Origin of the sequence: Providencia manganoxydans (genome assembly GCF_016618195.1) — a bacterium.
GTDB classification, from domain to species: Bacteria; Pseudomonadota; Gammaproteobacteria; order Enterobacterales; family Enterobacteriaceae; genus Providencia; species Providencia manganoxydans.
The window spans coordinates 2,569,981-2,595,969 of sequence record NZ_CP067099.1; the positions used below are offsets into that span (position 1 = coordinate 2,569,981).

At 39.4% G+C, this 25,989-nt stretch carries 26 protein-coding genes; 11 read left to right on the forward strand and 15 right to left on the reverse strand.

Annotation, left to right across the window (positions count from 1 at the left end):
* The first annotated feature begins 555 nt into the window (after nucleotides 1-555).
* A complete protein-coding gene (gene tpx, locus JI723_RS11505) occupies nucleotides 556-1,059 on the forward strand; it encodes a thiol peroxidase (RefSeq protein WP_070929718.1) in 504 nt (167 codons plus the stop codon).
* Nucleotides 1,060-1,103: 44 nt separating this feature from the next.
* Here the strand turns inward: tpx and JI723_RS11510 are convergent, their stop codons facing one another.
* The 9 genes from JI723_RS11510 to pspA all read right to left on the reverse strand — a co-directional run bounded on the left by JI723_RS11510 (nucleotide 1,104) and on the right by pspA (nucleotide 8,281).
* Entirely contained in the window at nucleotides 1,104-1,478 is a 375-nt protein-coding gene (locus JI723_RS11510; protein ID WP_070929719.1) for an ATP-binding protein, read from the reverse strand.
* A gap of 168 nt (nucleotides 1,479-1,646) precedes the next feature.
* On the reverse strand, nucleotides 1,647-2,069 hold the full coding sequence (locus tag JI723_RS11515; RefSeq protein ID WP_272579721.1) for a hypothetical protein: 423 nt from the start codon (nucleotides 2,067-2,069) through the stop codon (nucleotides 1,647-1,649).
* Nucleotides 2,062-3,627 carry a transcriptional regulator TyrR gene (tyrR, locus tag JI723_RS11520; protein WP_272579720.1) on the reverse strand — a complete coding sequence of 522 codons (1,566 nt, stop codon included), beginning with the start codon at nucleotides 3,625-3,627 and terminating at the stop codon, nucleotides 2,062-2,064. Before tyrR ends, JI723_RS11515 begins: the two co-directional genes overlap by 8 nt.
* 235 nt (nucleotides 3,628-3,862) lie before the next feature.
* On the reverse strand, nucleotides 3,863-4,918 hold the full coding sequence (locus tag JI723_RS11525; RefSeq protein WP_070929722.1) for a YcjF family protein: 1,056 nt from the start codon (nucleotides 4,916-4,918) through the stop codon (nucleotides 3,863-3,865).
* Entirely contained in the window at nucleotides 4,915-6,312 is a 1,398-nt protein-coding gene (locus tag JI723_RS11530; RefSeq protein WP_140179146.1) for a YcjX family GTP-binding protein, read from the reverse strand. Before JI723_RS11530 ends, JI723_RS11525 begins: the two co-directional genes overlap by 4 nt.
* Nucleotides 6,313-6,544: 232 nt before the next feature.
* Nucleotides 6,545-6,727, reverse strand: coding sequence for a hypothetical protein (locus JI723_RS11535; RefSeq protein WP_070929724.1), 183 nt, complete (start codon nucleotides 6,725-6,727; stop codon nucleotides 6,545-6,547).
* 229 nt (nucleotides 6,728-6,956) lie between these two features.
* Nucleotides 6,957-7,313, reverse strand: a complete 357-nt coding sequence (gene pspC, locus JI723_RS11540) for an envelope stress response membrane protein PspC (RefSeq protein WP_070929725.1) — start codon at nucleotides 7,311-7,313, stop codon at nucleotides 6,957-6,959.
* The gene (pspB, locus tag JI723_RS11545) at nucleotides 7,313-7,543 is read right to left on the reverse strand and encodes an envelope stress response membrane protein PspB (RefSeq protein ID WP_070929726.1); all 231 of its coding nucleotides are present in this window, start codon (nucleotides 7,541-7,543) and stop codon (nucleotides 7,313-7,315) included. Before pspB ends, pspC begins: the two co-directional genes overlap by 1 nt.
* A 69-nt stretch (nucleotides 7,544-7,612) precedes the next feature.
* Entirely contained in the window at nucleotides 7,613-8,281 is a 669-nt protein-coding gene (pspA, locus tag JI723_RS11550) for a phage shock protein PspA (RefSeq protein WP_070929727.1), read from the reverse strand.
* 243 nt (nucleotides 8,282-8,524) lie between these two features.
* Between pspA and pspF the strand changes: the two genes are divergently transcribed.
* The 8 genes from pspF (at nucleotide 8,525) to fabI (ending at nucleotide 17,259) form a co-directional block, all read left to right on the forward strand.
* Nucleotides 8,525-9,529, forward strand: coding sequence for a phage shock protein operon transcriptional activator (pspF, locus tag JI723_RS11555; protein ID WP_070929728.1), 1,005 nt, complete (start codon nucleotides 8,525-8,527; stop codon nucleotides 9,527-9,529).
* A 458-nt stretch (nucleotides 9,530-9,987) separates the two neighbouring features.
* Complete coding sequence (locus tag JI723_RS11560; RefSeq protein ID WP_337979390.1) at nucleotides 9,988-10,530, forward strand: hypothetical protein; 543 nt, start codon at nucleotides 9,988-9,990, stop codon at nucleotides 10,528-10,530.
* Nucleotides 10,531-10,997: 467 nt separating this feature from the next.
* Nucleotides 10,998-12,683, forward strand: a complete 1,686-nt coding sequence (gene sapA, locus JI723_RS11565; RefSeq protein ID WP_070929730.1) for an ABC transporter substrate-binding protein SapA — start codon at nucleotides 10,998-11,000, stop codon at nucleotides 12,681-12,683.
* Nucleotides 12,680-13,645, forward strand: a complete 966-nt coding sequence (gene sapB, locus JI723_RS11570) for a putrescine export ABC transporter permease SapB (protein ID WP_070929731.1) — start codon at nucleotides 12,680-12,682, stop codon at nucleotides 13,643-13,645. Before sapA ends, sapB begins: the two co-directional genes overlap by 4 nt.
* The gene (gene sapC / locus JI723_RS11575) at nucleotides 13,632-14,522 is read left to right on the forward strand and encodes a putrescine export ABC transporter permease SapC (protein ID WP_070929732.1); all 891 of its coding nucleotides are present in this window, start codon (nucleotides 13,632-13,634) and stop codon (nucleotides 14,520-14,522) included. The genes sapB and sapC overlap by 14 nt, the downstream gene beginning before the upstream one ends.
* Entirely contained in the window at nucleotides 14,522-15,517 is a 996-nt protein-coding gene (gene sapD / locus JI723_RS11580; RefSeq protein ID WP_070929733.1) for a putrescine export ABC transporter ATP-binding protein SapD, read from the forward strand. Before sapC ends, sapD begins: the two co-directional genes overlap by 1 nt.
* A complete protein-coding gene (sapF, locus tag JI723_RS11585; RefSeq protein WP_070929734.1) occupies nucleotides 15,517-16,320 on the forward strand; it encodes a putrescine export ABC transporter ATP-binding protein SapF in 804 nt (267 codons plus the stop codon). Before sapD ends, sapF begins: the two co-directional genes overlap by 1 nt.
* Before the next feature lie 150 nt (nucleotides 16,321-16,470).
* A complete protein-coding gene (fabI, locus tag JI723_RS11590; protein WP_272579717.1) occupies nucleotides 16,471-17,259 on the forward strand; it encodes an enoyl-ACP reductase FabI in 789 nt (262 codons plus the stop codon).
* A 54-nt stretch (nucleotides 17,260-17,313) separates the two neighbouring features.
* Here fabI and JI723_RS11595 read toward each other — a convergent pair whose 3' ends face one another.
* Nucleotides 17,314-18,180 carry a DUF817 domain-containing protein gene (locus tag JI723_RS11595; protein WP_337979391.1) on the reverse strand — a complete coding sequence of 289 codons (867 nt, stop codon included), beginning with the start codon at nucleotides 18,178-18,180 and terminating at the stop codon, nucleotides 17,314-17,316.
* Nucleotides 18,181-18,440: 260 nt separating this feature from the next.
* Here JI723_RS11595 and gstA point away from each other — a divergent pair, with 260 nt between their 5' ends.
* Nucleotides 18,441-19,046, forward strand: a complete 606-nt coding sequence (gene gstA, locus JI723_RS11600) for a glutathione transferase GstA (protein WP_070929737.1) — start codon at nucleotides 18,441-18,443, stop codon at nucleotides 19,044-19,046.
* A gap of 55 nt (nucleotides 19,047-19,101) precedes the next feature.
* Here the strand turns inward: gstA and pdxY are convergent, their stop codons facing one another.
* The 4 genes from pdxY to anmK form a co-directional block, all read right to left on the reverse strand.
* On the reverse strand, nucleotides 19,102-19,965 hold the full coding sequence (gene pdxY / locus JI723_RS11605) for a pyridoxal kinase PdxY (RefSeq protein WP_283125830.1): 864 nt from the start codon (nucleotides 19,963-19,965) through the stop codon (nucleotides 19,102-19,104).
* 228 nt (nucleotides 19,966-20,193) lie between these two features.
* The gene (tyrS, locus tag JI723_RS11610; RefSeq protein ID WP_070929739.1) at nucleotides 20,194-21,468 is read right to left on the reverse strand and encodes a tyrosine--tRNA ligase; all 1,275 of its coding nucleotides are present in this window, start codon (nucleotides 21,466-21,468) and stop codon (nucleotides 20,194-20,196) included.
* 253 nt (nucleotides 21,469-21,721) lie between these two features.
* Complete coding sequence (gene pdxH / locus JI723_RS11615; RefSeq protein WP_070929740.1) at nucleotides 21,722-22,375, reverse strand: pyridoxamine 5'-phosphate oxidase; 654 nt, start codon at nucleotides 22,373-22,375, stop codon at nucleotides 21,722-21,724.
* Nucleotides 22,376-22,399: 24 nt separating this feature from the next.
* Entirely contained in the window at nucleotides 22,400-23,521 is a 1,122-nt protein-coding gene (gene anmK / locus JI723_RS11620) for an anhydro-N-acetylmuramic acid kinase (RefSeq protein WP_272579887.1), read from the reverse strand.
* Between the two features lie 579 nt (nucleotides 23,522-24,100).
* Between anmK and JI723_RS11625 the strand changes: the two genes are divergently transcribed.
* Nucleotides 24,101-24,568, forward strand: coding sequence for an outer membrane lipoprotein (locus JI723_RS11625; RefSeq protein WP_070929741.1), 468 nt, complete (start codon nucleotides 24,101-24,103; stop codon nucleotides 24,566-24,568).
* Nucleotides 24,569-25,217: 649 nt separating this feature from the next.
* On the opposite strand, the gene slyA is transcribed toward JI723_RS11625, so the two are convergent.
* The gene (slyA, locus tag JI723_RS11630; RefSeq protein WP_070929742.1) at nucleotides 25,218-25,652 is read right to left on the reverse strand and encodes a transcriptional regulator SlyA; all 435 of its coding nucleotides are present in this window, start codon (nucleotides 25,650-25,652) and stop codon (nucleotides 25,218-25,220) included.
* Between the last annotated feature and the right edge of the window lie 337 nt (nucleotides 25,653-25,989).

A 25,989-nucleotide genomic window follows, 5' to 3' on the forward strand; every position in this document is an offset into this window, starting at 1 on the left:
CTCTATATAATTCGAGGTGCAGTTAGGCGACAAGTGAATGAGTCGTTAGGAGCATATTTAAGTATGTAAACAATGTGAATTGATATTAGTCACATACTCAACACAAGGTGCTGCAACTTGAAGTATAACGAGTTATAGGCATCATATTCGTTCATTGAACAAAAATCCATACAGTATCGATTAATCTGCATATTAATATCACTTGCAGATTTATATTATCTAATTTGCGTTTATTCACATCATATCAAGTTAGCTAGATCCCTTTAACTAATGAATAGTTTTCTTAATTCATTATTAGAAAATATTAATCAAATGATAGAATACATATTACCTTATCATTTGCACTTTCTCATGCATCACCAAGCGCTAACTAAGGTATAATAAAAGCCGATAAAGCCAAATGGCACATATCAATAGGATTTAATATCCAAACTGGTCAAAAATCGCTATGTGGGGTTTAAACTAATATAAATGATGAGTTTTATCGCAACTCATTGCGAATTGATGTTAGTCTAATAACTTGCACGTTGACTCACTAATGGGAGAACATAAATTATGTCACAATCAGTAAAATTAAAAGGTAATGACGTCTCTGTTGACGGTGTATTTTTACAAGCAGGACAGCAAGCAAAAGCATTTACCTTAGTTGCTAAAGATCTTTCTGAAGCAACACTTGATAGCTACAAAGGTAAGCGTAAAGTGCTGAATATTTTCCCTAGTGTTGATACCGGTGTTTGCGCTGCATCAGTTCGTAAATTTAACCAATTGGCTAATGACTTAAGCAACACAGTTGTTCTTTGCATTTCAGCTGATTTACCTTTTGCACAAGCGCGCTTCTGCGGTGCCGAAGGTTTAGATAATGTTGTCACGCTATCTACTTTCCGTAACCCTGAGTTTGCTCATAACTACGGAGTAGCATTAACTAGCGGCCCATTGAAAGGCCTAACGGCGCGTTCAGTCGTGGTATTAGATGAAAATGACAACGTTATTTACAGCCAGTTAGTTCCTGAAATCACTGAAGAGCCTGATTACGACAAAGCACTTGCTGCACTGAAGTAATTTAGCTGAGCAGCCAGTATTATACTGGCTGCTTATTGATGGCTTTAGTCAACATAAAGCCAATTTAATGTTTTATGATGTTTTGCGTTAACAACATTCGCGAATAGTTTATTATCCCCCATCATGTTTACCAACGAGTGGGAGCAACAACTGAGGATCTTCATCGCCTGTTCTTTATCAACAGGGCAAGATGAGGTAAGAATATCGATAATCAGATCTCTCGGTTTATTACCATTTTTAACTAACGCTTCCCAAGTAAAGCGATGACGCTTTTCCAGATAACGGGCTGCTGCTCGATTCATTAAATAGAGCTCAGCAGCTGAAGCCGCAACCTCAAACATATCATTTTTATAGTGGCGCTGGTTGAGATAATTGCGCAGTTTAGTCGTAACAATAAAGTTAAGAGCGAATTGATCCATAGCAACTCCTTGCAGGCTCTTAAACAGCCTTGCGACATCGGTTATCATCAATCAAAACAAAGCGAAAATATGGATGTGCTAACTTCAGTATAGTGTGCTTTTTGTGCTAAAAGATACCGCTGGCGATGAAAAATTCGTCAGCGATCACATTAATCATAAAAGGATTGTTTAATCCGGGAACATTCTAATTTCTAACTTAGTGCCTTCTGATTGCTCAATAAACTTATACAACGTCTCTCCCCCTTCAAACATTAAGCTGATTTCTAACTGTTTAGAATTTGGCCAATGATAATCCGCTTCAATACAACCACCTTGACTACATTTCACCTTAATATTTTTATTGGGTACCAATTTTTTAACCAAATTATAGCGATCTTCACTATCAAGCTGCTTATAACGCTCAAAGGCAACAGGTATATTTGCATTAGCAAAATCACATTCGATCAAATAGCCATTCTCATAAATATCATCAGGTTGTTGCTGTGGGGTATGACAATACTTATCCATTTCAGCAGATTGAGTGAGCTCTTGCCCAATACTTTGGTGATTAAAACAAAAGAACAAAAAAACCAGTAATAGATAGTTATTCATTATCTTGCTCTTTTTTCTGATTCAAACCATATTCACGCAATTTGTTTGCAATTGCCGTATGAGATACCTCTAAACGTTTTGCCAATTTACGTGTACTTGGATAATCGCGATATAAGCGTGATAGTACCGATGCTTCGTAACGTTTGGTAATTTCATCCAATGATCCATTTAAAGAATCTATTGCAATAGCGGGTAAGCTGTCCGTATCCGGTAAATCAATATCATGGGCATTTAATACATCACCTTCTAACTGCGTTAAGCCTTGATAAATTGCATTTCGTAATTGTCTAACATTGCCCGGCCAATAATAACGGCTTAAATAATCAATCAATGATGGCGTTAGTCGGGGTTTGGCAATATTCAATTCTTTAGAAAAGTTAGTAACGAATACTTCAGTGAGGGGTAAAATATCTTCTTGTCTGTCTCGTAGTGGAGGAATAGTCAGTGTTAGCACGTTTAAGCGATAATAAAGGTCTTCTCTAAACTTTTTCTGTGCAACCAATTCAGGAAGATTTTTCTGTGTCGCACAAATCACTCGTACATTGACCTTTACTTCACGCTCTTCTCCTACACGCCGAAATGTACCATCATTGAGAAAACGTAGTAATTTAATTTGCATCTGTGGTGACATTTCGGCAATTTCATCTAATAAAACGGTGCCACCATTTGCCTGTTCAAAAAAGCCTTTTTTGCCATCAAGCGCATTTGGATAAGCGCCTGCCGCATAACCAAATAATTCACTTTCTACCACATCATCAGGCATTGATGCACAGTTTAATCCTAAGAAAGGTGCATTCCCTCGGGCACTGTGTAAATGGCACGCTTTTGCTAGCAAGTCTTTACCCGTTCCGGTTTCACCAACGAGTAATAATGGCTCATCTAACATGGCAATACGCTTTGCACGTTCGATGACATGTGACATCGCAGGGCTACTCGCAACAATCAAATCAAAGCCATCCACATCAACACCAACAATTTGCTGACGCTGTTTTTCTAAGATAGCGACTGATTTAAGTAATAATACCGCACCAGTGCAATGTGATTTACCGTTTTCATCATCCAAAATAATGGGAGTAACTTGCATCAAATAGTCATTACCTTTTACAGTCACTCTTTCGGTATAGGCTTCAGGCTCTTCTCGCTCAAACCAACGCTGTAGCCCGTGATTATTGACTAAATTTGAAAAAGTTTTCTGTTTAATTTTGTTTTCATCAACACCAAATAATTGCAATGACATTGGGTTGACTAATTCAATATTTAGTTTGTTATCAATAGATAGGACAGGCTCTGGGAATGAATTTAACAAAGCCCAAACAGCTTTATGCTCTCTCTCTGAAGGCATAAAGAAAATACGCCGAACATCAATGACGCCGTTAATACGGCGGATCTCTGCCATCAGTGTACTAAATACCTGAAAATCAACGGGGGTAAAATTAAGGTAGATCCGCCTTTGCGCTGATATTTCAATGCCTTTAAGGTCAATATTTTGCAAGACGAGCAAGTCTAATAATTCACGAGTGAGACCGATACGGTCTTGGCAAGTCACTTCAAGGCGCATGGATTAAGAACCTTTAACGGAAATAGAAATAGTTATTAAATATTTTAGCGTATTTACAGCTGGAATACAGCAGATGTGTCACATATTATTGACAGCAATGATTTACAGCCAACAAATGACAAAGGTATTATTATAATAACGATGGAAAATAAAGCGTTATGATGAAATGAAAAAATGACGTTCTTTTCTACTGGCAAGTGTTGTTTACTATCAACGCAACCTGCCAGTAAAAGGTTTATTTCGTGCTTTTTTTACTAGGCACTGCATTTTTAAGTTGGCTTAATAGCTGCCCGCGAAAATCAGCTAAACGTGGTTTATCATCAATCCAAGGCAATGGACGACATAACTCCATCGCTTTAATACCCAGCCTTGCCGTTAATAAACCGGCGCCAATACCTTGCGCGGCACGAGTTGATAAACGTGCAGTAATATCCTGAGACAGCCAATCCATACCGACCTCACGAATTAATTCAGACGCCCCCGCAAATGCAATATTAATTAATACCATTCTAAACAAACGAATACGGCTATAGTAACCGAGTTCAATACCATAAATAGCAGCAATACGATTAATTAAACGGATATTCCGCCATGCAATAAAAGCCATATCAACAATTGCTAGTGGGCTAACTGCGATCATCAGTGCTGATTCCGCAGATGACCGGCTGATTTCTTTACGTGCCTGCTCATCTAAGATCGGCTGAACTAGTTTGCTATATAATTCGATGACTTCGCGGTCGTTATGCGTTTCATGTATTGTCGTTTGCCAGCGCTGTATCGCGGGGTGTTGTTCTGAAAGAGCCGATTGTTTGGCCAATTTTTCACAGAATGCTTTACCCTGCCCCATACCATGGCTATGCAGTAATTCCCTCGCAATATCACGTTCTTGCGCTCTTTCTCTTAAGCGATATAAACGACGCCACTCTGTGATAACAGAGCCAACACCAGCAACAACAATTAAACCACCAGCGGCGGCGGTACCTAACGCGGTCCAATCTTGAGTAACCCAAGAGGTATGGATCCATATGCCTAATTGAGCGATAACACTGACACCAAACACACCTATCGCAGCACCAACCAGTCGACGCCAAAAGCTACGCTTAGGTTTCAAAGCTTCATTAATTAAGCTTTCAACTTCGCCCTCTTGAACATCTTGTTCTGCTTCAATTTCAACAGATACAAAATGATGTTGCTCTTGCGGATCAAAGTATTGCGCTTTTCGCAATTTTTCATCATGTTCAGCCGCTGTCTGCTCAGAAAAATCGACTCTTGGCTTAATGGGCTCACTCATTTTAATTTATCTCCCAATAAGAACTCTAATGCACTATCCATTCGAATATGCGGTAGTGGCTGATCAAGGGGTATTTGCCGAGGACGGAAATTTTCAAATTCAAACTGCTGTTTTTGCCAAAATTGTTCATTTGGCAACCGTTTAGGAACCTCACCTGGATAAAAGGTCATCGTTTGACCATCGCTCAAGCGTTCTCCTTTTAACGCAGGCAATTTTTCTCCTCGATAATCGATAATACCGCTGTCTGTCGCTTGAATAGAAGCCAAACCGATACAATCCATACTAATCCCTTCAAAAGCCGCATTTTGCCAAGCCTCTTGAACTAACTGCTGTAACAATGAAACTAAATTAGTATGTTGATCGGGGGTAACATGATCCGATTTACTGGCCGCAAACAGTAATTTGTCAATACAAGGTGAAAACATACGCCTTAACAAAGTACGTTTACCATAATGAAAGCTACGCATTAATTGAGTTAATGCCATACGCATATCATTAAAGGCATCAGGACCGCTATTTAATGGTTGTAAACAATCAACCAATACAATTTGGCGGTCAAAACGCTGAAAGTGATCTTTATAAAACCCCTTAACTACATTTTCACAATAATATTGATAACGACGCTGAAGCATACCAATGTTGGTCTGCTTATCGGCTTGAGCCAGCTTCTTTTCACCGTATTTTTCGATATTTGGCCACGGAAAAAATTGCAATGCAGGCGCTCCAGCCAAATCTCCAGGAAGCACAAAACGCCCCGGTTGAATAAAGTGCTGCCCTTCCGCTTTGCATTGCTCTAAATAAGTTGTATAAGCTGCTGAAATTGCAGCGAGTAAATTCTCATCTGCCGGTGCAAATGGATCACATGACTCACACAGTTGTAGCCATGATTGTGCTAATTGGCTACGTTTTCCTTTTTGTAGCGATGCCATCTGTGCCGACCACTCAACGTAATGTTGATCAAGCATAGGAAGATCAAGCAACCATTCCCCAGGGTAATCAACAATTTCTAAATATAACGAAGAATTATCAACAAAATGACGGAAAAAGGAGTCCTCTGAGCGGTAATGTAACTTCAAACGTATTTCGCTCACACCACGGGTAGGTGTTGGCCACTGAGGAGGATCACCATATAACTGAGAGATGCCCTCATCATAAGTAAAACGTTGGATTGAAAAATCACGCTGTGGGATACGTTTAACACCAAGTAAACGCTTATCGCGCGCAGCGGAAAATAGCGGTAAACGCGCACCACTATTTACATTCAATAATTGGTTAACAAGGGAAGTAATAAAAGCCGTCTTTCCACTACGGCTAAGTCCAGTTACGGCAAGCCTGACATGACGATCAACACTGCGATTCATCAAGTCGGTCAATTCATTTTGTAGCCGTTTCATAATTCTCCCACTCGCTCAATAATATTGATATCTAATTTAACATATACTCTAAATAATTCGAGGCTCAGGTAGGCGACAAGTCAAGATAGACGGGGAAGTATAGATAAACTATGCGACTCGGTAAACGTTGCATCGCCACTGATACCTTGAAGAAAAGCCCTGTAACTGGCCGTATGACGAGTATCAATTCGCTCATCACGAATTGCAAGAATGCAAGCATAGTCGCTATTTTTTAACGGGTTAGACGTTTTGTTAGGTAACTGATGACCCATTTGCTGCCAACGATTTTAATCACTTTGCCAATGACTCCACCTGGGCCATAGGTCATAGCTAATGTTACAACGACCTTCAATACCTTACCGACAGCCTGCTTTTTCACTTGCTGCTGGAATTTGCGTTTGATATGAGTATGCATTGTTTTACCGTATAAATTTCAATAAGTAAGCATGTTCTACATAATTCGCGGTACAGCGAAGCAACAAACAAACGAGCCGCTAGGCGTATAGAAAACACGGTAGCTGACGCGAATGCTCCTATTCACCATACCTCAACGTAAAGCACTGCAACTTAGAGTATGACGCGTATACGTTTTAGGGAATAATGATTTCCATTATCCCCCGAAAACGCAGATGGGGGTGTTTGAATTATAAATCACGAAACTTACTATTTACCGTATAGGTATCAGAAGTCACATAACGCTCTATTTGGCGTAAACGTAATTCCCCTGATTTTAATTGAGCATCCACCTCATTAAATAAACTGGTCACCTCTGCACTAATATCTTGTTCGGCACGATAGCCACTTGGTGCATTAGGAACAACAAAGCACATAACAATATATATGACCAGTGTGATACCAAAGCTCATAAATAGAGCCAATACTGTCAATGCTCTGACCAATGCAACCGGTACGTCAAGATATTGCGCAATACCGGAACACACACCGCCAAATACTCGGCGATCAGTTAAACGATATAATTTACGGTTGCGAAAATGAGTCATTATTTTTGCCTCCAATTTGGATGTTCCGCATCCAGAATATCTTCTAACGTTTTAATGCGTTGTTGCATACGTTGTGATTGCTCAGCAAGCTGCATTAAGCGCTGAATTTCATTTTCTGTTAGCTGGCTCTCCTGACCGTTTTTTTGTTTGCTGTAATGCAGCCACAACCAAAACGGTAGAATAAAGATAACAAAAATAATTAATACGAGAGACAGAAAAACATAGCCCATCACATTTCCTTATATCAAATGGTAATATTATCTTTTTCCCCTAATGCAGCATTAGGGGAATTATCATAACTATTCTTTGTTAGTATTAATTTTAGCTTTAAGCGCCGCTAATTGCGCGCTAATTTCATCGTCTGCTTTTAGTTCAGCAAATTGCTGATCTAAAGATTTCTGTTTGCCGATACCATAACTTTGCGCTTCACCTTCCATATGGTCAATACGACGCTCAAATTGCTCAAAACGTGCCATTGCTTCATCCAGCTTACCGCTATCTAATTGGCGACGAACATTACGGCTTGATTGTGCAGCCTCTAAACGAACCGTCATCGATTGCTGTTTAGCGCGCGTTTCTTGCAATTTATTTTCTAGCTCAGTGATCTCACCTTTCAAACGAGCTAAGGTTTCTTCAACAATAATATGCTCATGTTTCAGTGTATCAACCATTGCGCTCACTTTTTGTTTTTCAATCAGTGCAGCGCGAGCTAAGTCTTCTTTATCTTTAACCAGTGCTAGTTCAGCTTTTTCTTGCCAATCTGCCACTTGCTTTTCGCCCATTTCAATGCGACGTTCTAAGCCTTTTTTCTCAGCTAAAGTACGCGCAGAGGTTGAGCGGATCTCAACTAGCATATCTTCCATTTCCTGAATCATCAGGCGGATCATTTTTTGCGGATCTTCTGCTTTATCTAGCAAAGATGCGATGTTTGCATTAATGATGTCGGCAAAACGTGAAAAAATACCCATTATTTATTTCCTCTTGATGGATTATATCATTCAGTAGAGCCTCAACCCGATTTTGGCTTCCCACCAATACGTGATGCTCCGTTTGACTATTACATAAAACATATTGCAAGCAGCATGCCAACTTTTAATAAAAATCATTAACCATATGAATAAAAAGAAATAAATTATTTTTATATCATTTTCTCGTACAGTAAACTATAGTTAATATCAGGTCAATAAAACCAACTATTGGTGAAAATAACCATGAAAAATACTAACGATACCATTATTGGTAATTCATCTAATTTCTTAGATGTCCTTGAACGTACCTCTGAGTTAGCCAAACTTAACAAACCTATTTTAGTAATTGGTGAACGAGGTACAGGTAAAGAGTTGATTGCCGACCGCTTACACTTTCTATCCCCCCGCTGGCAAGAGCCTTTTATCTCTCTTAATTGCAGTGGACTCAATGAGAATTTACTTGATTCTGAGTTATTTGGTCATGAGGCAGGTTCTTTTACTGGTGCCCAAAAACGCCATCAAGGCCGTTTTGAACGGGCAGATAAAGGTACTTTATTTCTAGATGAACTTGCCACAGCCCCCATGTCTGTACAAGAAAAATTACTACGCGTCATTGAATATGGTGAATTAGAGCGTGTTGGCGGCAGTCAATCTCTCAAAGTTGATGTACGACTCGTTTGTGCTACTAATGCAAATCTCCCTGAATTAGCAAAAGAAGGTCGTTTCAGAGCTGATTTACTCGATAGGCTTGCCTTTGAAGTGATCCGCATCCCACCCCTACGTGAACGTGTCTCCGATATTATGTTGCTAGCTGAGTACTTTGCGATAGCCATGAGTGGTGAACTCAAACGCCCTTATTTTAGTGGCTTTAGTACAAAAGCTCGACATGCTCTCGAACACTATTCTTGGCCGGGAAATATTCGTGAACTAAAAAATGTTGTCGAACGCTCGGTGTATCGTCATGGTGAAAGTGAAGAACTTGTTGAGACGATTATATTTGACCCCTTTGGTGAAAAATTATCTGAGCTTGCAGGCCCCAAACAATCTGAATTTGATAATATCTCCCCACTACCTTCACTTCCTTGTGATTTACGTTTATGGCAACAACAAAGTGAAAAACAATTAGTTGAGCATGCGTTACAGCAATGCCAATTTAATCAACGTAAAGCAGCTCAGCGATTATCATTAAGTTATGATCAAATTAGAGGATTAATTAAAAAACATCAAATTGAAGTAAATAACATTTAATGAGTAAAATTTAAATGCTAGGTTAATATTAACCTAGCTAAAATGATAGAGATTATATTGATTGCTCCCTACTTGAAATTTCAGAGTAAATACTGAAATACATTGAAAAAACTAGAATTAAATATAACACCGCCATAAATTTTAAGTGACTTAGCGGCTATTTAGACTATGACAGAGATTATTTACACTATAATATTGTTATTATTTATATACCATCCTATTATTAATTGGTAAAATAAATTGCTAATTATATTCATCAACAATTATAAGTAAAAACACTTAACCACATAATAAAAATTAAAATCGAATAATCACCTTACTTTAATTAATGCTAATAATTAATTTTATGACTTTATGAATATTTCTTTTCTGACTACATTAAAGGGTAAAAAAATGACTGCCTTAAAAAAAATGATATTATTTTTTTATTTATGGGTATTAGCTACTCTAGTCATGCTATGGATATTATAAAATTACTTTCTAAGTGTGACAATTCATTCTTTAAACAAATAAATCAAAATAAGCAATTTACCATGATCCCCGATGCCATCAGTCCATCAGAATTATTCAGTGACAACGGCATTTCAATTCCTTTACAGCATACCACTGAAGAAGGTATTGAGATTGATCATTTTATTGCCATCGCTATCGACCTCGATCGCTATAAAATCATCCCTAGCGATAATATAAGTGGCAAATTCTATTTTTGGGGATTTGAAACCTCACAAGCAGAGCTTGGTGTTATACAACGTGTATCAACCAAACTCCCTCTAATTGAAGGGGGTGGATATTATGTCGCTAACTCCATGATGCGTAATACCAATGAAGATCCTTGGCAACATAATTTAGCGCCAGTCAGTGGTATTGCACCTACAGGAAATTCAGCTGAGAAGCTGTTCTTTATAGAAGCAAACAAGGAAAATGGAACGGTTAAACTAATGTGCACATTACAAGGAAATGTTAATGACGAAGACCTAAAAGCTATTGGACTTATTCATTAATAAATCAACCAAGTTTTAGATAAAAAAAAGCCAGCACCCATGCTGGCTATAAAAAAACACTGGAAGCAATGTGAGCAATGTCATGCCTAGACCTAAGCTTTTGCTTAGGCGGCAAAGAGAATGATAATAGTTATCAGTAGTATTTGTAAAGCGCTTTAATGAGATTTCTTCTCATTAAAGAATAACAGTTTGATATTTAAACAATTAAATTTTATTTCGTGTTTCGCTCGCTGATTCAACAATCTCGATTTGCTCCATACTCTAACGAATTCCTGTTGCTGGTAAACAGGTCGCTAGAAGCACACATATTTAGGTGGCTAGCGCCAGTGAATGCAGTCACCATCCTTAATAAAAGGCACTACAACTTGAAGTAGAGTGGGTATAAAAAATAGCTAATATTTTGCTTATACCCTGTCGACCCATTTTTAAGCTACAATAGGTCATTTCAGGTTAACGATATCAGTGATATGCGCCTAATAACTCTTTGGCTTCTATTTACTCTTTCACTAACAGCCCAAGCTCTTAGTGGCAATGTCTCATACAGAGATACCGTAGCGAATGATGTTCCTAAAAACATTCGTCAAAATGGCTTTATCTACTGTGTTAATGGCATTGTCACGACATTTAATCCACAGCTAGTGAGTAGTGGCCTGATTGTCGATCCACTTGCGGCACAAATTTATGACCGCTTGTTGGATGTAGACCCATTCACCTATCAGCTAATTCCTGAAGTCGCTTCTCACTGGAAAGTGCTCGATAACGGTGCGACTTATCGGCTAACACTGCGTAAAGATGTCAAATTTCAAGAAACTCCTTGGTTTACTCCTACGCGTAATATGAACGCAGATGATGTTGTCTTTAGTTTCTCACGCATGTTTGAAGTCCATCATCCTTATCATTATATTAATGGTGGCCGTTATCCCTACTTTGATAGCTTACAATTCGCCAATAGCGTGCAAAGTATTCGCAAACTTAATGACTATACCGTTGAGTTTCGTTTAAATGCGCCTGATACCTCTTTTTTATGGCATTTAGCTACCCATTACGCACCTATTTTGTCGGCTGAGTATGCGGATTACCTTTCGAGTATCAATCGCCAAGAAATGATTGACTGGCGCCCTGTTGGTACAGGGCCATTTCGACTTGACGATTACCAAGCAGGCCAATTTGTACGTTTGATGCGTAATAATAACTACTGGAAAGGTGAACCACGCATGCAAGAAGTGGTTATTGATATGGGTGCAGGGGGAACAGGTCGTATTTCCAAACTGCTAACCGGAGAGTGCGATGTATTAGCTTACCCTGCTGCGAGTCAATTACCTGTTTTACGTGATGATCCACGATTACGTATCTCAATGCGCTCAGGCATGAACATTGCCTATTTAGCCTTTAATACCAGTAAGCCCCCTTTAGACCAACTGAAAGTGCGTCAAGCTATTGCTTACGCAATTAATAATGAAAGATTAATGCAATCTATTTATTACGGAACCGCAGAAACCGCAGCTTCAATCCTCCCACGTGCATCTTGGGCTTATGATAATCAAGCTAAAGTGACGGATTATAATCCTGAGTTGTCGAAAAAAATGTTGCAAGAGCTTGGTCTTGAAAACCTCAAACTCGACCTTTGGGTTCCTGTTTCTTCACAATCCTATAATCCTAGCCCACTAAAGATGGCAGAGCTGATCCAAGCGGATTTAGCTCAGGTGGGGATCATTATGAATATTCGCTCTGTAGAAGGACGCTTTCAAGAAAATCAATTGATGGATCGCTCTCATGATATGACATTGGCCGGTTGGGCTACCGACAGTAACGATCCTGATAGCTTTTTTCGTCCATTATTAAGCTGTGCAGCGATCGCCTCGCAAACTAACCTAAGCCATTGGTGTAGCCCAACTTTTGATGAAATATTACATAAAGCGTTACTCACTGAGCAATTAGCTGAACGAATTGACTACTATCATCAAGCTCAACAAATATTGAGTCATGATCTTCCCGTGTTACCTTTGGCTTATTCATTACGCTTACAAGCCTATCGTTTTGATATGAAAGGATTAGTCATTAGTGCATTTGGTAATACCTCATTTGCTGGTGTTTATCGAGATATGAATGAAAATAGCCCCCAAAATGACCGTAAGCAGGAGCAGCAACCATGATTATTTACTCGCTGCGACGCATACTATTATTGTTCATCACGCTATTTTTTCTTTCTTTGGTCAGTTTTAGTCTGAGCTATTTTACCCCTAATGCACCATTGAGTGGCGCTTCACTTTATGATGCTTATTTATTCTATTTTGATGGCTTATTGCACTTCGATTTTGGTGTTTCTAGTATCAATGGTGAACCTATTTCAGATCAGCTAAGAGATACCTTTCCAGCTACCATGGAGCTATGTATCTTAGCTTTTATGTTCGCTTTAATTGTGGGGATACCATTAGGTATGATTGCCGCTTTTTGGCGTAATAAGCCCGCAGATATCGCGATTAGCACATTTGCTTTACTCGGCTTTTCAGTACCCGTTTTTGTATTAGCTTTAGTTCTAACGCTGTTCTTCTCACTGCGTTTAGGTTGGCTCCCTGTTTCTGGAAGAATCGACCTGCTCTATAATTTAGAATCTGTTACTGGGTTTGCATTAATAGATGCTTGGCTTTCTGATTCACCTTATCGCCAACAAATGATCATTAATGTTTTGGAACATATGATTTTACCTGTATTAACATTGGCTTTAGCACCTACGACAGAAGTTATTCGCTTAGTTCGTAATAGCACCGAGGAAATTGCTAGTGAAAATTATATTAAGGCCGCTGCAACACGTGGATTATCAAGATTAACAATTATTCGGCGACATATATTTCACAATGCAATCCCCCCAATTATTCCAAAACTGGGGCTGCAATTTTCAACGATGTTAACCCTGACAATGGTTACAGAGTTAGTATTTAACTGGCCAGGGCTTGGTCGTTGGCTGGTAACCGCCATCCGCCAGCAAGATTATTCAGCTATTTCTGCTGGCGTGATGCTAATAGGGGCTTTAGTGATCACCGTTAACGTATTGTCTGATATTTTAGGGGCGATGATGGATCCGTTGAAACATAAGGATTGGTATGTCCTCAGATAATTTTTATCGTGAACAGAAGATGCCATCCCCAACACGGGTGGTTTGGAATATTTTTTCTTCTGATATCATTTCTATGATCGGTTTCTATGGGGTACTGTTTCTATTAATACTGTGCTTCGTAGGGCCGTATCTTGCGCCTTATACCATTGATCAGCAGTTTTTAGGCTATCAGTTATTGCCACCATCATGGTCTCATTACGGTAATGTCGCTTTTTTCCTTGGAACTGACGATCTAGGGCGAGATATCCTGAGTCGTTTGATCATTGGCACAAAATCCACTTTTGGCGCAGCACTCCTCGTGACATTTATTGCCACCTTAGTTGGCCTAATACTTGGTTGCCTTGCTGGTATGACCCGTGGTTTAAAATCTGCGGTTTTTAATCACGTACTTGATACCCTACTGTCTATTCCATCATTGCTACTTGCCATTATCGTTGTCGCTTTTATGGGAGCAAGCTTACAAAATGCCATGCTTGCTATCTGTTTGGCGTTGATCCCACGTATGGTCAGAACAATTTATGTCGCCGTTCATGATGAATTAGATAAAGAATATATTGTTGCTGCACGGTTGGATGGTGCATCAAATATTTTTATTTTGTGGTATACCGTATTACCGAATATTACCCCGATCCTTGTTACTGAGCTGACACGTGCGCTATCCATTGCCATTTTAGATATTGCTGCACTAGGGTTTCTTGATCTTGGCGCTCAGTTACCTTCTTCTGAATGGGGAGCGATGTTAGGCGATACTTTAGAGCTGATTTATGTTGCACCTTGGTCAGTGATTTTACCCGGTGCTGCAATTATGATCAGTGTCCTGTTCGTCAATTTGCTTGGTGATGGATTGCACCGAGCTATTAATGCGGGAGTTGAATAATGCCTCTGTTAGACATCCGCAATTTGACCATTGAGTTTTTGACGGCTAACGGCCCTGTTAAAGCGGTCGACCGTATTTCCATGACCCTATCTGAAGGGGAAGTACGTGGATTAGTGGGTGAATCAGGCTCAGGCAAAAGTCTTATTGCTAAAGCCATTTGTGGTGTCACTAAAGACAATATTCGAGTGACCGCTGACCGTTTTCGTTTTCAAGATATTGATTTATTAAAACTTAGCCCACGAAAACGACGCAAATTGATCGGTCATAATATCTCAATGATATTTCAAGAACCGCAATCTTGCCTTGACCCTTCTGAAGACATCGGTAAGCAACTGATACAAGCGATCCCCGGCTGGACTTATAAAGGCCGTTGGTGGCAACGCTTTAATTGGCGAAAGCGTCGCGCTATTGAATTATTACATCGTGTAGGCATTAAAGATCATAAAGATATCATGCGTAGCTACCCCTATGAACTTACCGATGGTGAGTGTCAAAAGGTGATGATCGCGATTGCTATTGCCAATCAGCCACGCTTATTGATTGCTGACGAGCCCACAAATGCTATGGAATCAACCACTCAAGCGCAGATTTTCCGTTTACTCGATAAACTAAATCAAAATAATAATATGTCCATATTATTAATTAGCCATGATATGGAACTAATGTCCAAGTTAGTGGATAGAATTAACGTGCTTTATTGCGGGCAAACTGTTGAAAGTGCGACTCCTGAAGATATTCTACAACGTCCACACCATCCCTATACACAAGCGCTTATTCGTTCAATTCCTGACTTTGAAAGCCCTATTCCTCATAAAGGACGATTAAATACGTTACCTGGAGCTATCCCATCATTAGAGCATTTGCCAATTGGTTGTAGGCTTGGTCCGCGTTGCCCTTATGCACAACGTACATGTATTGTCGCCCCACCACTGCGTAATATTAAAAACCACCTATTCGCTTGTCATTATCCGCTGAATACGGAGGAGCAATCTTAATGGAGGCACTACTTGAGGTACGTAACCTCACAAAAACGTTTCGTTTTCGTGAAGGACTATTTCGTCGTTATGAATTAGAAGCGGTGAAACCACTCAGTTTCAATTTGCAAGCAGGACAAACCTTAGCCATTATTGGTGCTAACGGTTCGGGAAAATCAACACTTGCTCGGATGTTATCAGGCGTCACAGAGCCAACCGCGGGGGAAATTATGATCCGTGGACATCAGCTCAATTATGGTGATTATGGTTATCGTAGTCAGCGAATACGCATGATATTTCAAGATCCCAGTACTTCATTAAACCCAAGACAACGTATCGGCCAAACACTTGAGTTACCTTTAAAACTCAATACTGAGTTGACAGGTATTGAACGAGAACGGCGTATTATTCAAACCTTACGCCAAGTCGGTTTATTGCCTGATCATGCAGAGTATTACCCACATATGCTAGCTTCTGGGCAAAAACAACGTGTTGCATTAGCCAGAGCGCTAATTTTACAACCTGAAATTATTATTGCTGACGAAGCATTAGCTTCCCTAGATATGTCGATGCGCTCGCAAATAATTAATCTAATGCTCGAATTACAAGCAAAGCAAGATATAGCCTATATTTATGTCACACAGCATTTAGGCATGATGAAACATATTAGTGATAAAATGTTAGTAATGGATAAAGGCGTTGTCGTTGAGCGCGGTAATACTGCTGAGGTATTAGCAGCTCCGCTGCATGATGTTACTCGCCGATTAATTGAGAGTCATTTTGGTGAACCTCTTTCAATCGATGCATGGCGTCAGGATCTTTGACTGCTCCGACAAGCGCAGCAAAATATCCTTCTTGATATAATACATGGTAATATATAGCCGATTCGTCAATAAGAGATGCGAAAACTACCCAAGACACAGTGTCTTCTGTTATATTCGCGTTTTCAATAGAAAATAAACAAGGATAATGCTATGGGTTTTTTAACCGGCAAACGCATTCTAATCACTGGCGTTGCCAGTAAATTATCAATTGCATACGGTATTGCAAAAGCAATGCGTGAACAAGGCGCTGAATTAGCGTTTACTTATCAGAACGAAAAACTGAAACCACGCGTTGAAGAGTTCGCGGCATCTTTAGACTCTAACATCGTTATTGAATGTGATGTGGCGGTTGATGCAAGTATTGACGCTCTGTTTGCTGAATTAGGAAAATCATGGACTAAATTTGATGGCTTTGTGCACTCAATTGGTTTTGCTCCAGCAGATCAATTAGATGGCGACTATGTTGATGCCGTTACCCGTGATGGTTTCCGTATTGCTCACGACATCAGTGCATATAGCTTTGTTGCGATGGCAAAAGCATGTCGTGACATGCTTAACCCAGATGCAGCTTTACTTACTCTGACTTACTTAGGTGCAGAGCGTGCGATCCCTAACTACAATGTCATGGGCTTAGCTAAAGCTTCATTAGAAGCTAACGTGCGTTATATGGCGAACGCGATGGGTCCTCAAGGTATCCGTGTTAATGCTGTTTCTGCCGGCCCTATCCGTACATTGGCAGCATCTGGTATCAAAGACTTCCGCAAAATGCTGGCACACTGTGAAGCTGTAACACCAATTCGTCGTACTGTCACCATTGAAGACGTTGGTAACACTTCAGCATTCCTTTGCTCAAACCTTGCAGCCGGTATCACTGGTGAAGTGGTTCATGTTGATGGTGGTTTTAGCATCGCGGCAATGAATGAATTAGAGTTGAAATAAGTCATACTCTAGTTCGATGACGCCATCTTCGGATGGCGTTTTGCTATCTTGGGACTAGCGCGCAATAGCCACATTTGCTTTGATATGTTTAAGATGAACGACAATCGTGAAAGTGACAATCACTAATAACGACCACGCTCCCCATTTACCTGCATGCACCACTGACCATGCCCCAATCTGATTAGGGTACTGCCAGACCCCAAAAAATGTTCCAAAATTTTCAGCTAACCAAATAAAGAAACCAATTAACATAAATGCAAGTAATAATGGCATCTTACGTTCTTTATCTAACGGAGTATAAAAAACCATACTTCGTGCATATAAACCAAAAATAAACGCGGTAAGATACCAACGATAATCTTCAATATAATGATGACTAAAAAAGTTAATATAAATGGCTAGTGCAACAAGTGTCGCCATCCAATAGGGTGGATAATGTTGAATACGTACTTTAAAGAAACGCCATGACTGAATAATATAACTCCCCACCGCTGCATACATAAAGCCAGTAAATAAAGGGACACCCCATAATTTAGTATAAGCTTCATCAGGATATTGCCATGACGCGATCGTTGCTGATGTTTTGAATAGTTCCATAATAAAACCGACCATATGAAACACACAAATCGCCTTTAGCTCATCCCAAGTTTCTAGTTTTGACCACACTAGTAGAGCTTGAAAAATAACAGCAAAAACTAACAAAACATCGTAACGCGGTACCCGTAAAATCCCTTTTGCAGGCACTAAAAAAAGTGCTAAGAAAAAGAAACCAGCAAATAAGCATGATCTGGCATTAATCAACCCAAAAAACCAAAACTCTAAAACAAAACGTTTTAACCCTGTAATGTTATGAGGTCTATGCGCCATTAACAGATCATCAAACCTACGAAGAACATTCAGCTTCTGGTACTCACTATCCATTCAGTTTACCTACACTTATTTTGAGCATTTATTTTTGATGTGGCGTTTTTGACTCAAATTTTAGCAGGTATGAAACTAAAAAAGATAAGAATCACTCTTAATAATTGATTCAAGAGGATAACCCCTCATGCCCTTACAAACTGATAGTAACACTGACATCTTAATACAAATTTTTTTATTTAAGCATGATATACTGTGATTCACTGGATTTAAGCTTGCTAGTTATCATTGCCAACATAACTATTTTTAGGGGTTTTATGATGAAATTGTATTATTCTCCCGGTGTTTGCTCCCTTTCTCCTCACATCATTTTGCGTGAAACAGGTCTAGATTTCAGCATTATACGTGTCAATTTAAAAGACAAAAAAACTGAAGATGGTGAAGATTTTTTAGCAATTAACCCTAAAGGCCAAGTCCCTGTGTTACTTTTGGACAATGGTGAGCTGCTAACAGAAGGCGCGGTGATTGTGCAATACCTAGCAGATCAAAAACAAGACAGGAATTTAATCGCACCCGCAGGCACGCTAAAACGCTATCATCAACTCGAAGCACTCAACTTTATCTCAACAGAACTTCACAAGAGCTTTGCACCTTTATTTACTCCGGGTACACCTGAAGACTATAAAGACATTGTTAGAGCGAATCTCGTTAAAAAATTCCAATATGTTGATGATGTATTGGCAAAAAGAGCTTTCTTTGCTGATGATAATTTCACCGTTGCTGATGCTTATCTATTTACAGTAACTAACTGGACTAAATTAGTTGGTGTTGATATTTCTCACCTTAAGCATTTAAGTGAATACTGCGGGAAAATAGCTAAACGACCTAAAGTACAAGAAGCATTGTCTGCGGAAGGCTTAATTTAATAGAGCCGTAGCGCTCCGTTTTTGTGAGCGCTACGGGTTTTACTGGAACCCCTATTTAGTCAATTTCAGTTGCGCAAAATTTGTGTTCTGGCTTCACCATCTTGTCTTGAGCGGCCACCAACTGAAGTTCATACTCTCCCATTTTCTTAGTTTGTATCATCACTTCATACACAGCAGCAGCAACATGCTCTAATGCTTTAGGTAAACTTTCACCTTTTAGTAGATTAACCAACATCAATCCACTAGTTAAATCCCCAACACCAACTGGCTGTTTTTCACCAAAATCCACCAGTGGACGGCTCACATGCCAACTATGTTCTTCAGTCACTAAGATCATTTCAAAGCGGTCAGCTCTGTAACCCGCTCGGCTCAAATGCTTCACTAAAACAATCTTAGGGCCTTGACGACATAGCTGACGAGCAGCCTGTACTGCTTGCTCAACAGTTGTAATTGTTTCTCCTGATAAGGTTTCTAACTCAAGCAAATTAGGCGCAATAACATCACTTGCTTGTAACGCTTGTTGGCAAAGAAACTCCGCGACACCTGGAGCAACAATACAGCCTTTTTCTGGATGTCCCATAACAGGATCACAAAAATAGAGTGCTTGTGGATTAACTAACTTAATTTGCTTCACGATAGACAGAATATCGTTACCTTGTTCAGCAGAACCGATATAACCACTTAACACTGCATCACAAATTTCTAGCTTATGGATCTTCGCTAACCCTTGCACAATATCCGTTAAATGTTGCGCAGGAAATACAGTACCAGTCCATTGAGGGTACTGAGTATGATTGGAGAATTGAACAGTATTTAGCGGCCAGACATCGACCCCCATTCGGCACATAGGAAATGCAGCAGCACTGTTTCCTGCATGACCGAAAACAACATGGGATTGAATTGAAAGAACACTTTTCATGGAAAACCCAAAAGAATTGTAAGTCGAATGAAGAGAAATCAGTGATTAGCCATAGTGGAATAGACGTTCACCATTCTTTGTATTGCGGTAAGCAAATAGAGCATCCCAGCAACAAGCAAAAAATCTACTCAGAATGTGAGGGCTCTTAGTGATGCTACCATAAAAAGTATGATGACTAGAAATAGCCCGAAGTTTTCTTCGAGCTATTCTCACCATGGTTAGTCAGAGCTATTTCCAGTTGATCAAGCAGTCGTTTTTCTTACCACGACGGATCAGGGTGAAACGCCCAAACAAGCGATCTGTATCTGTAAATACATACATTGGGTCAGTTTGTTTTTGACCATTCACAGCAACAGCATTTGAGCTAATTGCCGTTCTAGCTTGACCACGAGAAGGCGTTAACTCAGAATCAACCAGTGCTTGTTGTAAATCAGCACCCGAATCCAGAGTAATACATGGCATGCCATCTTGTGCGAGCTGTTCAAAATCAGCTTCCGTTAAATCAGAAACCGCACCAGAGAATAAACTCTCAGTAATACGACGAGCCGCCGCTAAGCCTTCATCACCATGAACTAATCGAGTCACATTTTCAGCGAGAACATATTGTGCGCGAGGCGCTTTACCGCTGTTTTTATCTTCTTCTTCAAGTGCATTAATCTCACTGAGTTCCATAAAGGTGAAGAATTTCAAGAAACGATAGACATCAGCGTCTGCGGTATTAATCCAGAACTGGTAGAATTTGTATGGGCTGGTTTTCTTAGGATCAAGCCACACAGCACCACCTTCTGTCTTACCAAACTTAGTGCCATCTGCTTTCGTAATCAGCGGTACTGTCATCCCAAAGACTTGGTTTTGGTGTAAACGACGAGTCAGATCAATACCTGATGTGATATTGCCCCATTGGTCTGAACCACCAATTTGTAACTCCACACCATGTTCTTTATTCAGGTTTGCAAAGTCATAACCTTGCAGTAAGTTATAAGCAAACTCAGTAAACGAGATACCAACATCATCACGGTTTAGACGCTGTTTAACGGCTTCTTTATTAATCATTTGGTTAACAGAAAAATGTTTACCAATATCACGTAAGAAAGTCAGCACATCCATTTTACCAAACCAATCGTAGTTATTGGCTAATGTTGCGCTGTTATCGCCACAATCAAAACTCAGAAAAGGAGAGACTTGGTTACGGATTTTTGCTACCCATTCTTGGACGGTCTCTGCGGTATTTAATTTACGCTCAGAGGCTTTAAAACTTGGATCACCAATCAGACCCGTTGCGCCACCGACCAACGCCACAGGCCTGTGCCCGGCTAGTTGGAATCGTTTTAAACACAGCAAGGGAACCAGATGCCCCAAATGCAAGCTGTCAGCGGTAGGATCGAAGCCACAATAGAGAGAGATAGGGCCTTGCGCCAGTCTCTCTGCTAACGCATCCTCATCCGTTACCTGGGCAACGAGGCCCCGCTCTTGCAATTGTTTAATCAGGTTATTGCTAGACATCAATGACTCCATCAGTTGTATTTTGTCTATCTATACTTTAAATCATCCAAAGCACAGCTAAGCAACAAGTGAAATAGCTACTCTTTCTTAACGAAACACGCTGCGACTTGAAGTATGACGAGTATATTTTTATTAAAAGTGCCACAAGACCGCCACCTAGCGGTTGTTCTCGTGAACATAGCTTGTCAGTTTTCGTAAACGAAGCTATAGCATAAAGCGCCTAGCTTTTAAGTGCCAGTTAAAAAACGTTTTATTATGGTGCTAATCTATCAATTTTCCAACCATCCTCTTCTCGTTGGTAAATAAAGCGATCGTGTAAACGATTTGCACCACCTTGCCAAAACTCAACACTATTAAATACCACGCGAAAACCGCCCCAAAAACTCGGTAATGGCACTTCGCCATTTTGAAATTTTTGTTTTAGCTCTAAAAACTTGCCTTCAAGAATACTGCGAGCTGAAATGCGTGATGATTGTTGTGATGCCCATGCAGCAATCTGACTATCTTTAGGGCGACTATGGAAGTACTTTACTACCTCAATCGGATTTAAACGTTCTGCAACCCCTAAAAAATTAACTTGTCGCTCAAGGGGATACCATGGAAAGTGTAAGCTTATCTTATTGTTTTTTCCTAACTGCTGCGCTTTACGACTTCCCATATTGGTGTAAAACACCAAGCCTTTTTCATCAAAATGCTTTAATAAAACAATACGTTGATAAGGTTGGCCTGTTTCATCAACCGTAGCAACACACATCGCTGTTGGGTCACTAAGGTTAGCTTCACAAGCTTGCTTCAACCACCGTTCAAATAAGTCGAGAGGATCCGCAGTTAGATCTGCTCTACGCAGTCCCCCTCTTGTGTATTCACGGCGTAACGCAGCCAACTCTTGATTTTGTACCTCGTTCATCGTATTTCTATTTCCTTAACGCCATCATTTTTCATCAGTATTTGTAGGATAAATAGCACCAAGAACGGTTTCACGCTCAGCCCCCGTTACTGAAGCCAGATTACCCGATAAATTCGCGATAGTTCTTGCAGCAAGCCAAGCAAAAGCTAAGGCTTCCATATCATCACCACTTAATCCATATTTGTCACTCGTGCCAACCTCTGTTCCTGGCAACAATGCAGCAAGCCGATGCATAAGAAATGTATTTTTTGCACCGCCACCACACACAATCAGACGCTCACAACCACCACAAAGCAAAATTTGTTCAGTAATAGAAACAGCGGTCAACTCACATAAAGTTGCTTGTACATCATCAGGAGACATATCGTCAAAACCAGCTAACTGTTGGTCTAACCATTGCATATTGAAATATTCGCGCCCCGTACTTTTAGGTGCAGAACGCCTAAAATAAGGGTCACGTAACATATTTTTGAGCAATGCCTGATTAACCACACCAGAACTGGCCCAATGACCATTTTCATCATACGGTAGTTGTTTATGCCGCCATATCCAAGTATCCATCAACATGTTTCCTGGGCCGGTGTCATAACCTTTAACATAAGCTCCAGGGAAGAGTGCTGTAATATTGGATATGCCACCAATATTGAGTATGACTCGTTTTTCAGTTGGATGTCCTAATACAGCTAAATGAAATGCAGGTACCAACGGAGCACCTTGTCCACCATACGCCATATCTCGCCGCCTAAAATCGCCAACAGTGGTGATACCTGTTAATGCCGCTACCCGATTATTATCGCCAAGTTGCATGGTAAAAGGTGCTTCTCCGTCGGGTTCATGCCAAACCGTTTGTCCGTGACAGCCAATTGCAATGATATCTTTTGCTGCAACCCCTGTTTCTTTTAATAACTGTTCCACAGCCTGAGCATAGAGAGAGCCAAGTTCACGGTCTATTTTACCAACTTCAGACAGCGTTGTTTCTTGGCCTTGGCAAATATTAAGCACTCTTTTTTTTAGTTCCACAGGAAAGCCAATGCTTACGCTTGCTTGTTCAGCAACAAATTTATCACTAATCGCTGCCAGAACGACATCAACCCCATCTAAACTGGTTCCAGACATAATCCCTATATAACGGCCGGACTTTATCATCATCACTGTTCCTTTAGGTTTCACATACTCTATTGGTTGCTTAACTACATACCATTTTCATTCAGCGCTAAACGATTCTTAGACTTCAAAAGATTGTGCTTTGGCTGATACTTTTGTCAACCGAACATTAAAATTTCTCGTGCTGGCTCGCAGAAAAAAATCTTTAAGCAAAATAAGAAAGCCTAAAGTACAAAATACAGACAATACAATTTACTTTTACGCACTAATACCCATCTCGTTAATTATAATTTATAGTATAATTATCAGACCAAGGTATTTCTCGATGAGATAGTGAAGAAACATCGGTATTAAGAGAATACTTTTTGTGCGATGAACATCGAATGATGATTATATCGTGAATTTATTTAAGAGAAGTATTTAACAAAGTGTGCCTTACATTAGGAAATATTTCCTACTTTGAGATATTTTACCTAGTGTTTATGCCCCGTTTAAATCAGAATCAGTAGCCTGATAACCGTTTAAAACTTGGCATAACTTAAAGACATACCTAATATGGTAGTTAAAAGCGCTATTCATGCTACGTTATTGCCACAGACAGCCAGTCTCATAGGAGTAATTATGCTTAAGAAAGTTTTCGTTGGTGTTGTTGCAGTCGTTGTGTTATCTGGCTGTGTCAATACTAGTACACTTTCTGGTGATACTATTTCAGCCAAAGATGCAAAACAAGTACAAACCGTCACTTACGGAACAATACTCAATGCTCGCCCTGTTACTATCCAAGCCGGTGAAGACGAAAACGTCATCGGTGCAATTGGCGGTGCAGTTTTAGGTGGCTTATTAGGTAATACTGTAGGTGGTGGTACTGGTAAAACACTTGCAACAGCAGCGGGAGCAATTGCTGGTGGTTTAGCAGGCCAGCAAGCACAAGGTGCTCTGAATAAAAGCCAAGGTGTACAGTTAGAAATCCGCCTTGATAGCGGCAAGAATATTGTCGTGGTTCAGAAACAAGACCCTAGCGCTTTCCGTACTGGACAACGTGTTATGATTGCTAATAGTGGTGGTACTGTTACTGTTTCGCCTCGCTAATATTAGTATTAGAATATGTTCACCGGGTACTCTCGGTGAACATACATGTTTAGTTTGGGTTATGTGAAGCTCTTTTTTAAATACTGCTATACTCGTCCTATTTCAGATTGCAGCGTTGTGGACGCGATTCACTCGTGCCAGTCACATAGTTTATATGTTCCTCACCGTTCGTTTACTTATCCCCCTTCTGCTCCTCAATTTATTTCGAGTATATATATCAAACCATCGCTTTGTTGACTCATTCGCTCACATTATTCATATATCTATATGATCATTGTGTTAGGCTCAATCAGTCTCCTAGCCAATAGTGATATAATTAGAATATAGAGCTTCATATACAATTGTTAATTGAATTTTAGTTATTCATACTTATTCATACTTGCTGTGTTTACTTATCCCTCAAAAAACGGTTAATCTGAAATATCGTATTTTCATTAAATTTCATGATGTTTTGGCTTTAATAGCCATTTATATTCAATAAAACAGTTAAACCATTAACGATTTATCATTAAATAATAAACCATATTAATAATTAATTATAAAATCAATTTACTTTATAAACATCAAAAAATAGATATCATCAGAAAAAGTAAATAATCTTTCAAAATAATTTAAATTTGAATAATATATAGGTCATAATATTTCTAGATTATAGATCTCCTTGTAAGCGAGAAATGTTTTTCTCTAACTTTAAAAGTAGTAATGATAACTGCCCTAGCTCATCAGCAGTGATATTACCTAAGATTTCTTTACGCGTATTGTCAATAACTTCATCAACCGTTTTAATAAATGGCTCAGATTCATCAGTGAGCTTTATTCTCTTAGCACGTCGATCATTAACACAAGTATGACGAGAAATTAATTTCTTTTCCTCTAACTGATCAAGCGTTCGTACTAGTGAGGGCTGTTCAATGCCAATCGCTTTTGCCAGTTGGATCTGCGACTGTTCTGGCGGTAATTGACTAATATTATGTAAAGTAATCCAATGTGTTTGTGTTAATTTAAGCGGTTTTAAGCGATGATCAATCAATGATCTCCACATGCGAACAACACGCGATAAATCAGTTCCTATTTGTGACTCCAATGTTCCCTCCTTATACAATACTATTTGGTTTAACAAATATACAAGTTATAAATTATATTTTAAATTATATATTAACTCCTTCTTGCCATGACAACCAATTATTATGAAAAACCATGATAAATACCTATTTATAGTCAATGTCAATCATTTGATTCGTGATATCAATCAACTAGCAGAATTCACTCGTTTTATATATTAAAATCCATTTTATTTACTCACATAAACTATCAATTATCTTGTTAATAAGAATAGCCTTACTCCTGTTTCAAATCTATCTATTTTAACCCTTATAGTAATTACAATTAACAATAAAAATAACAATTCTCAATTAACCCTT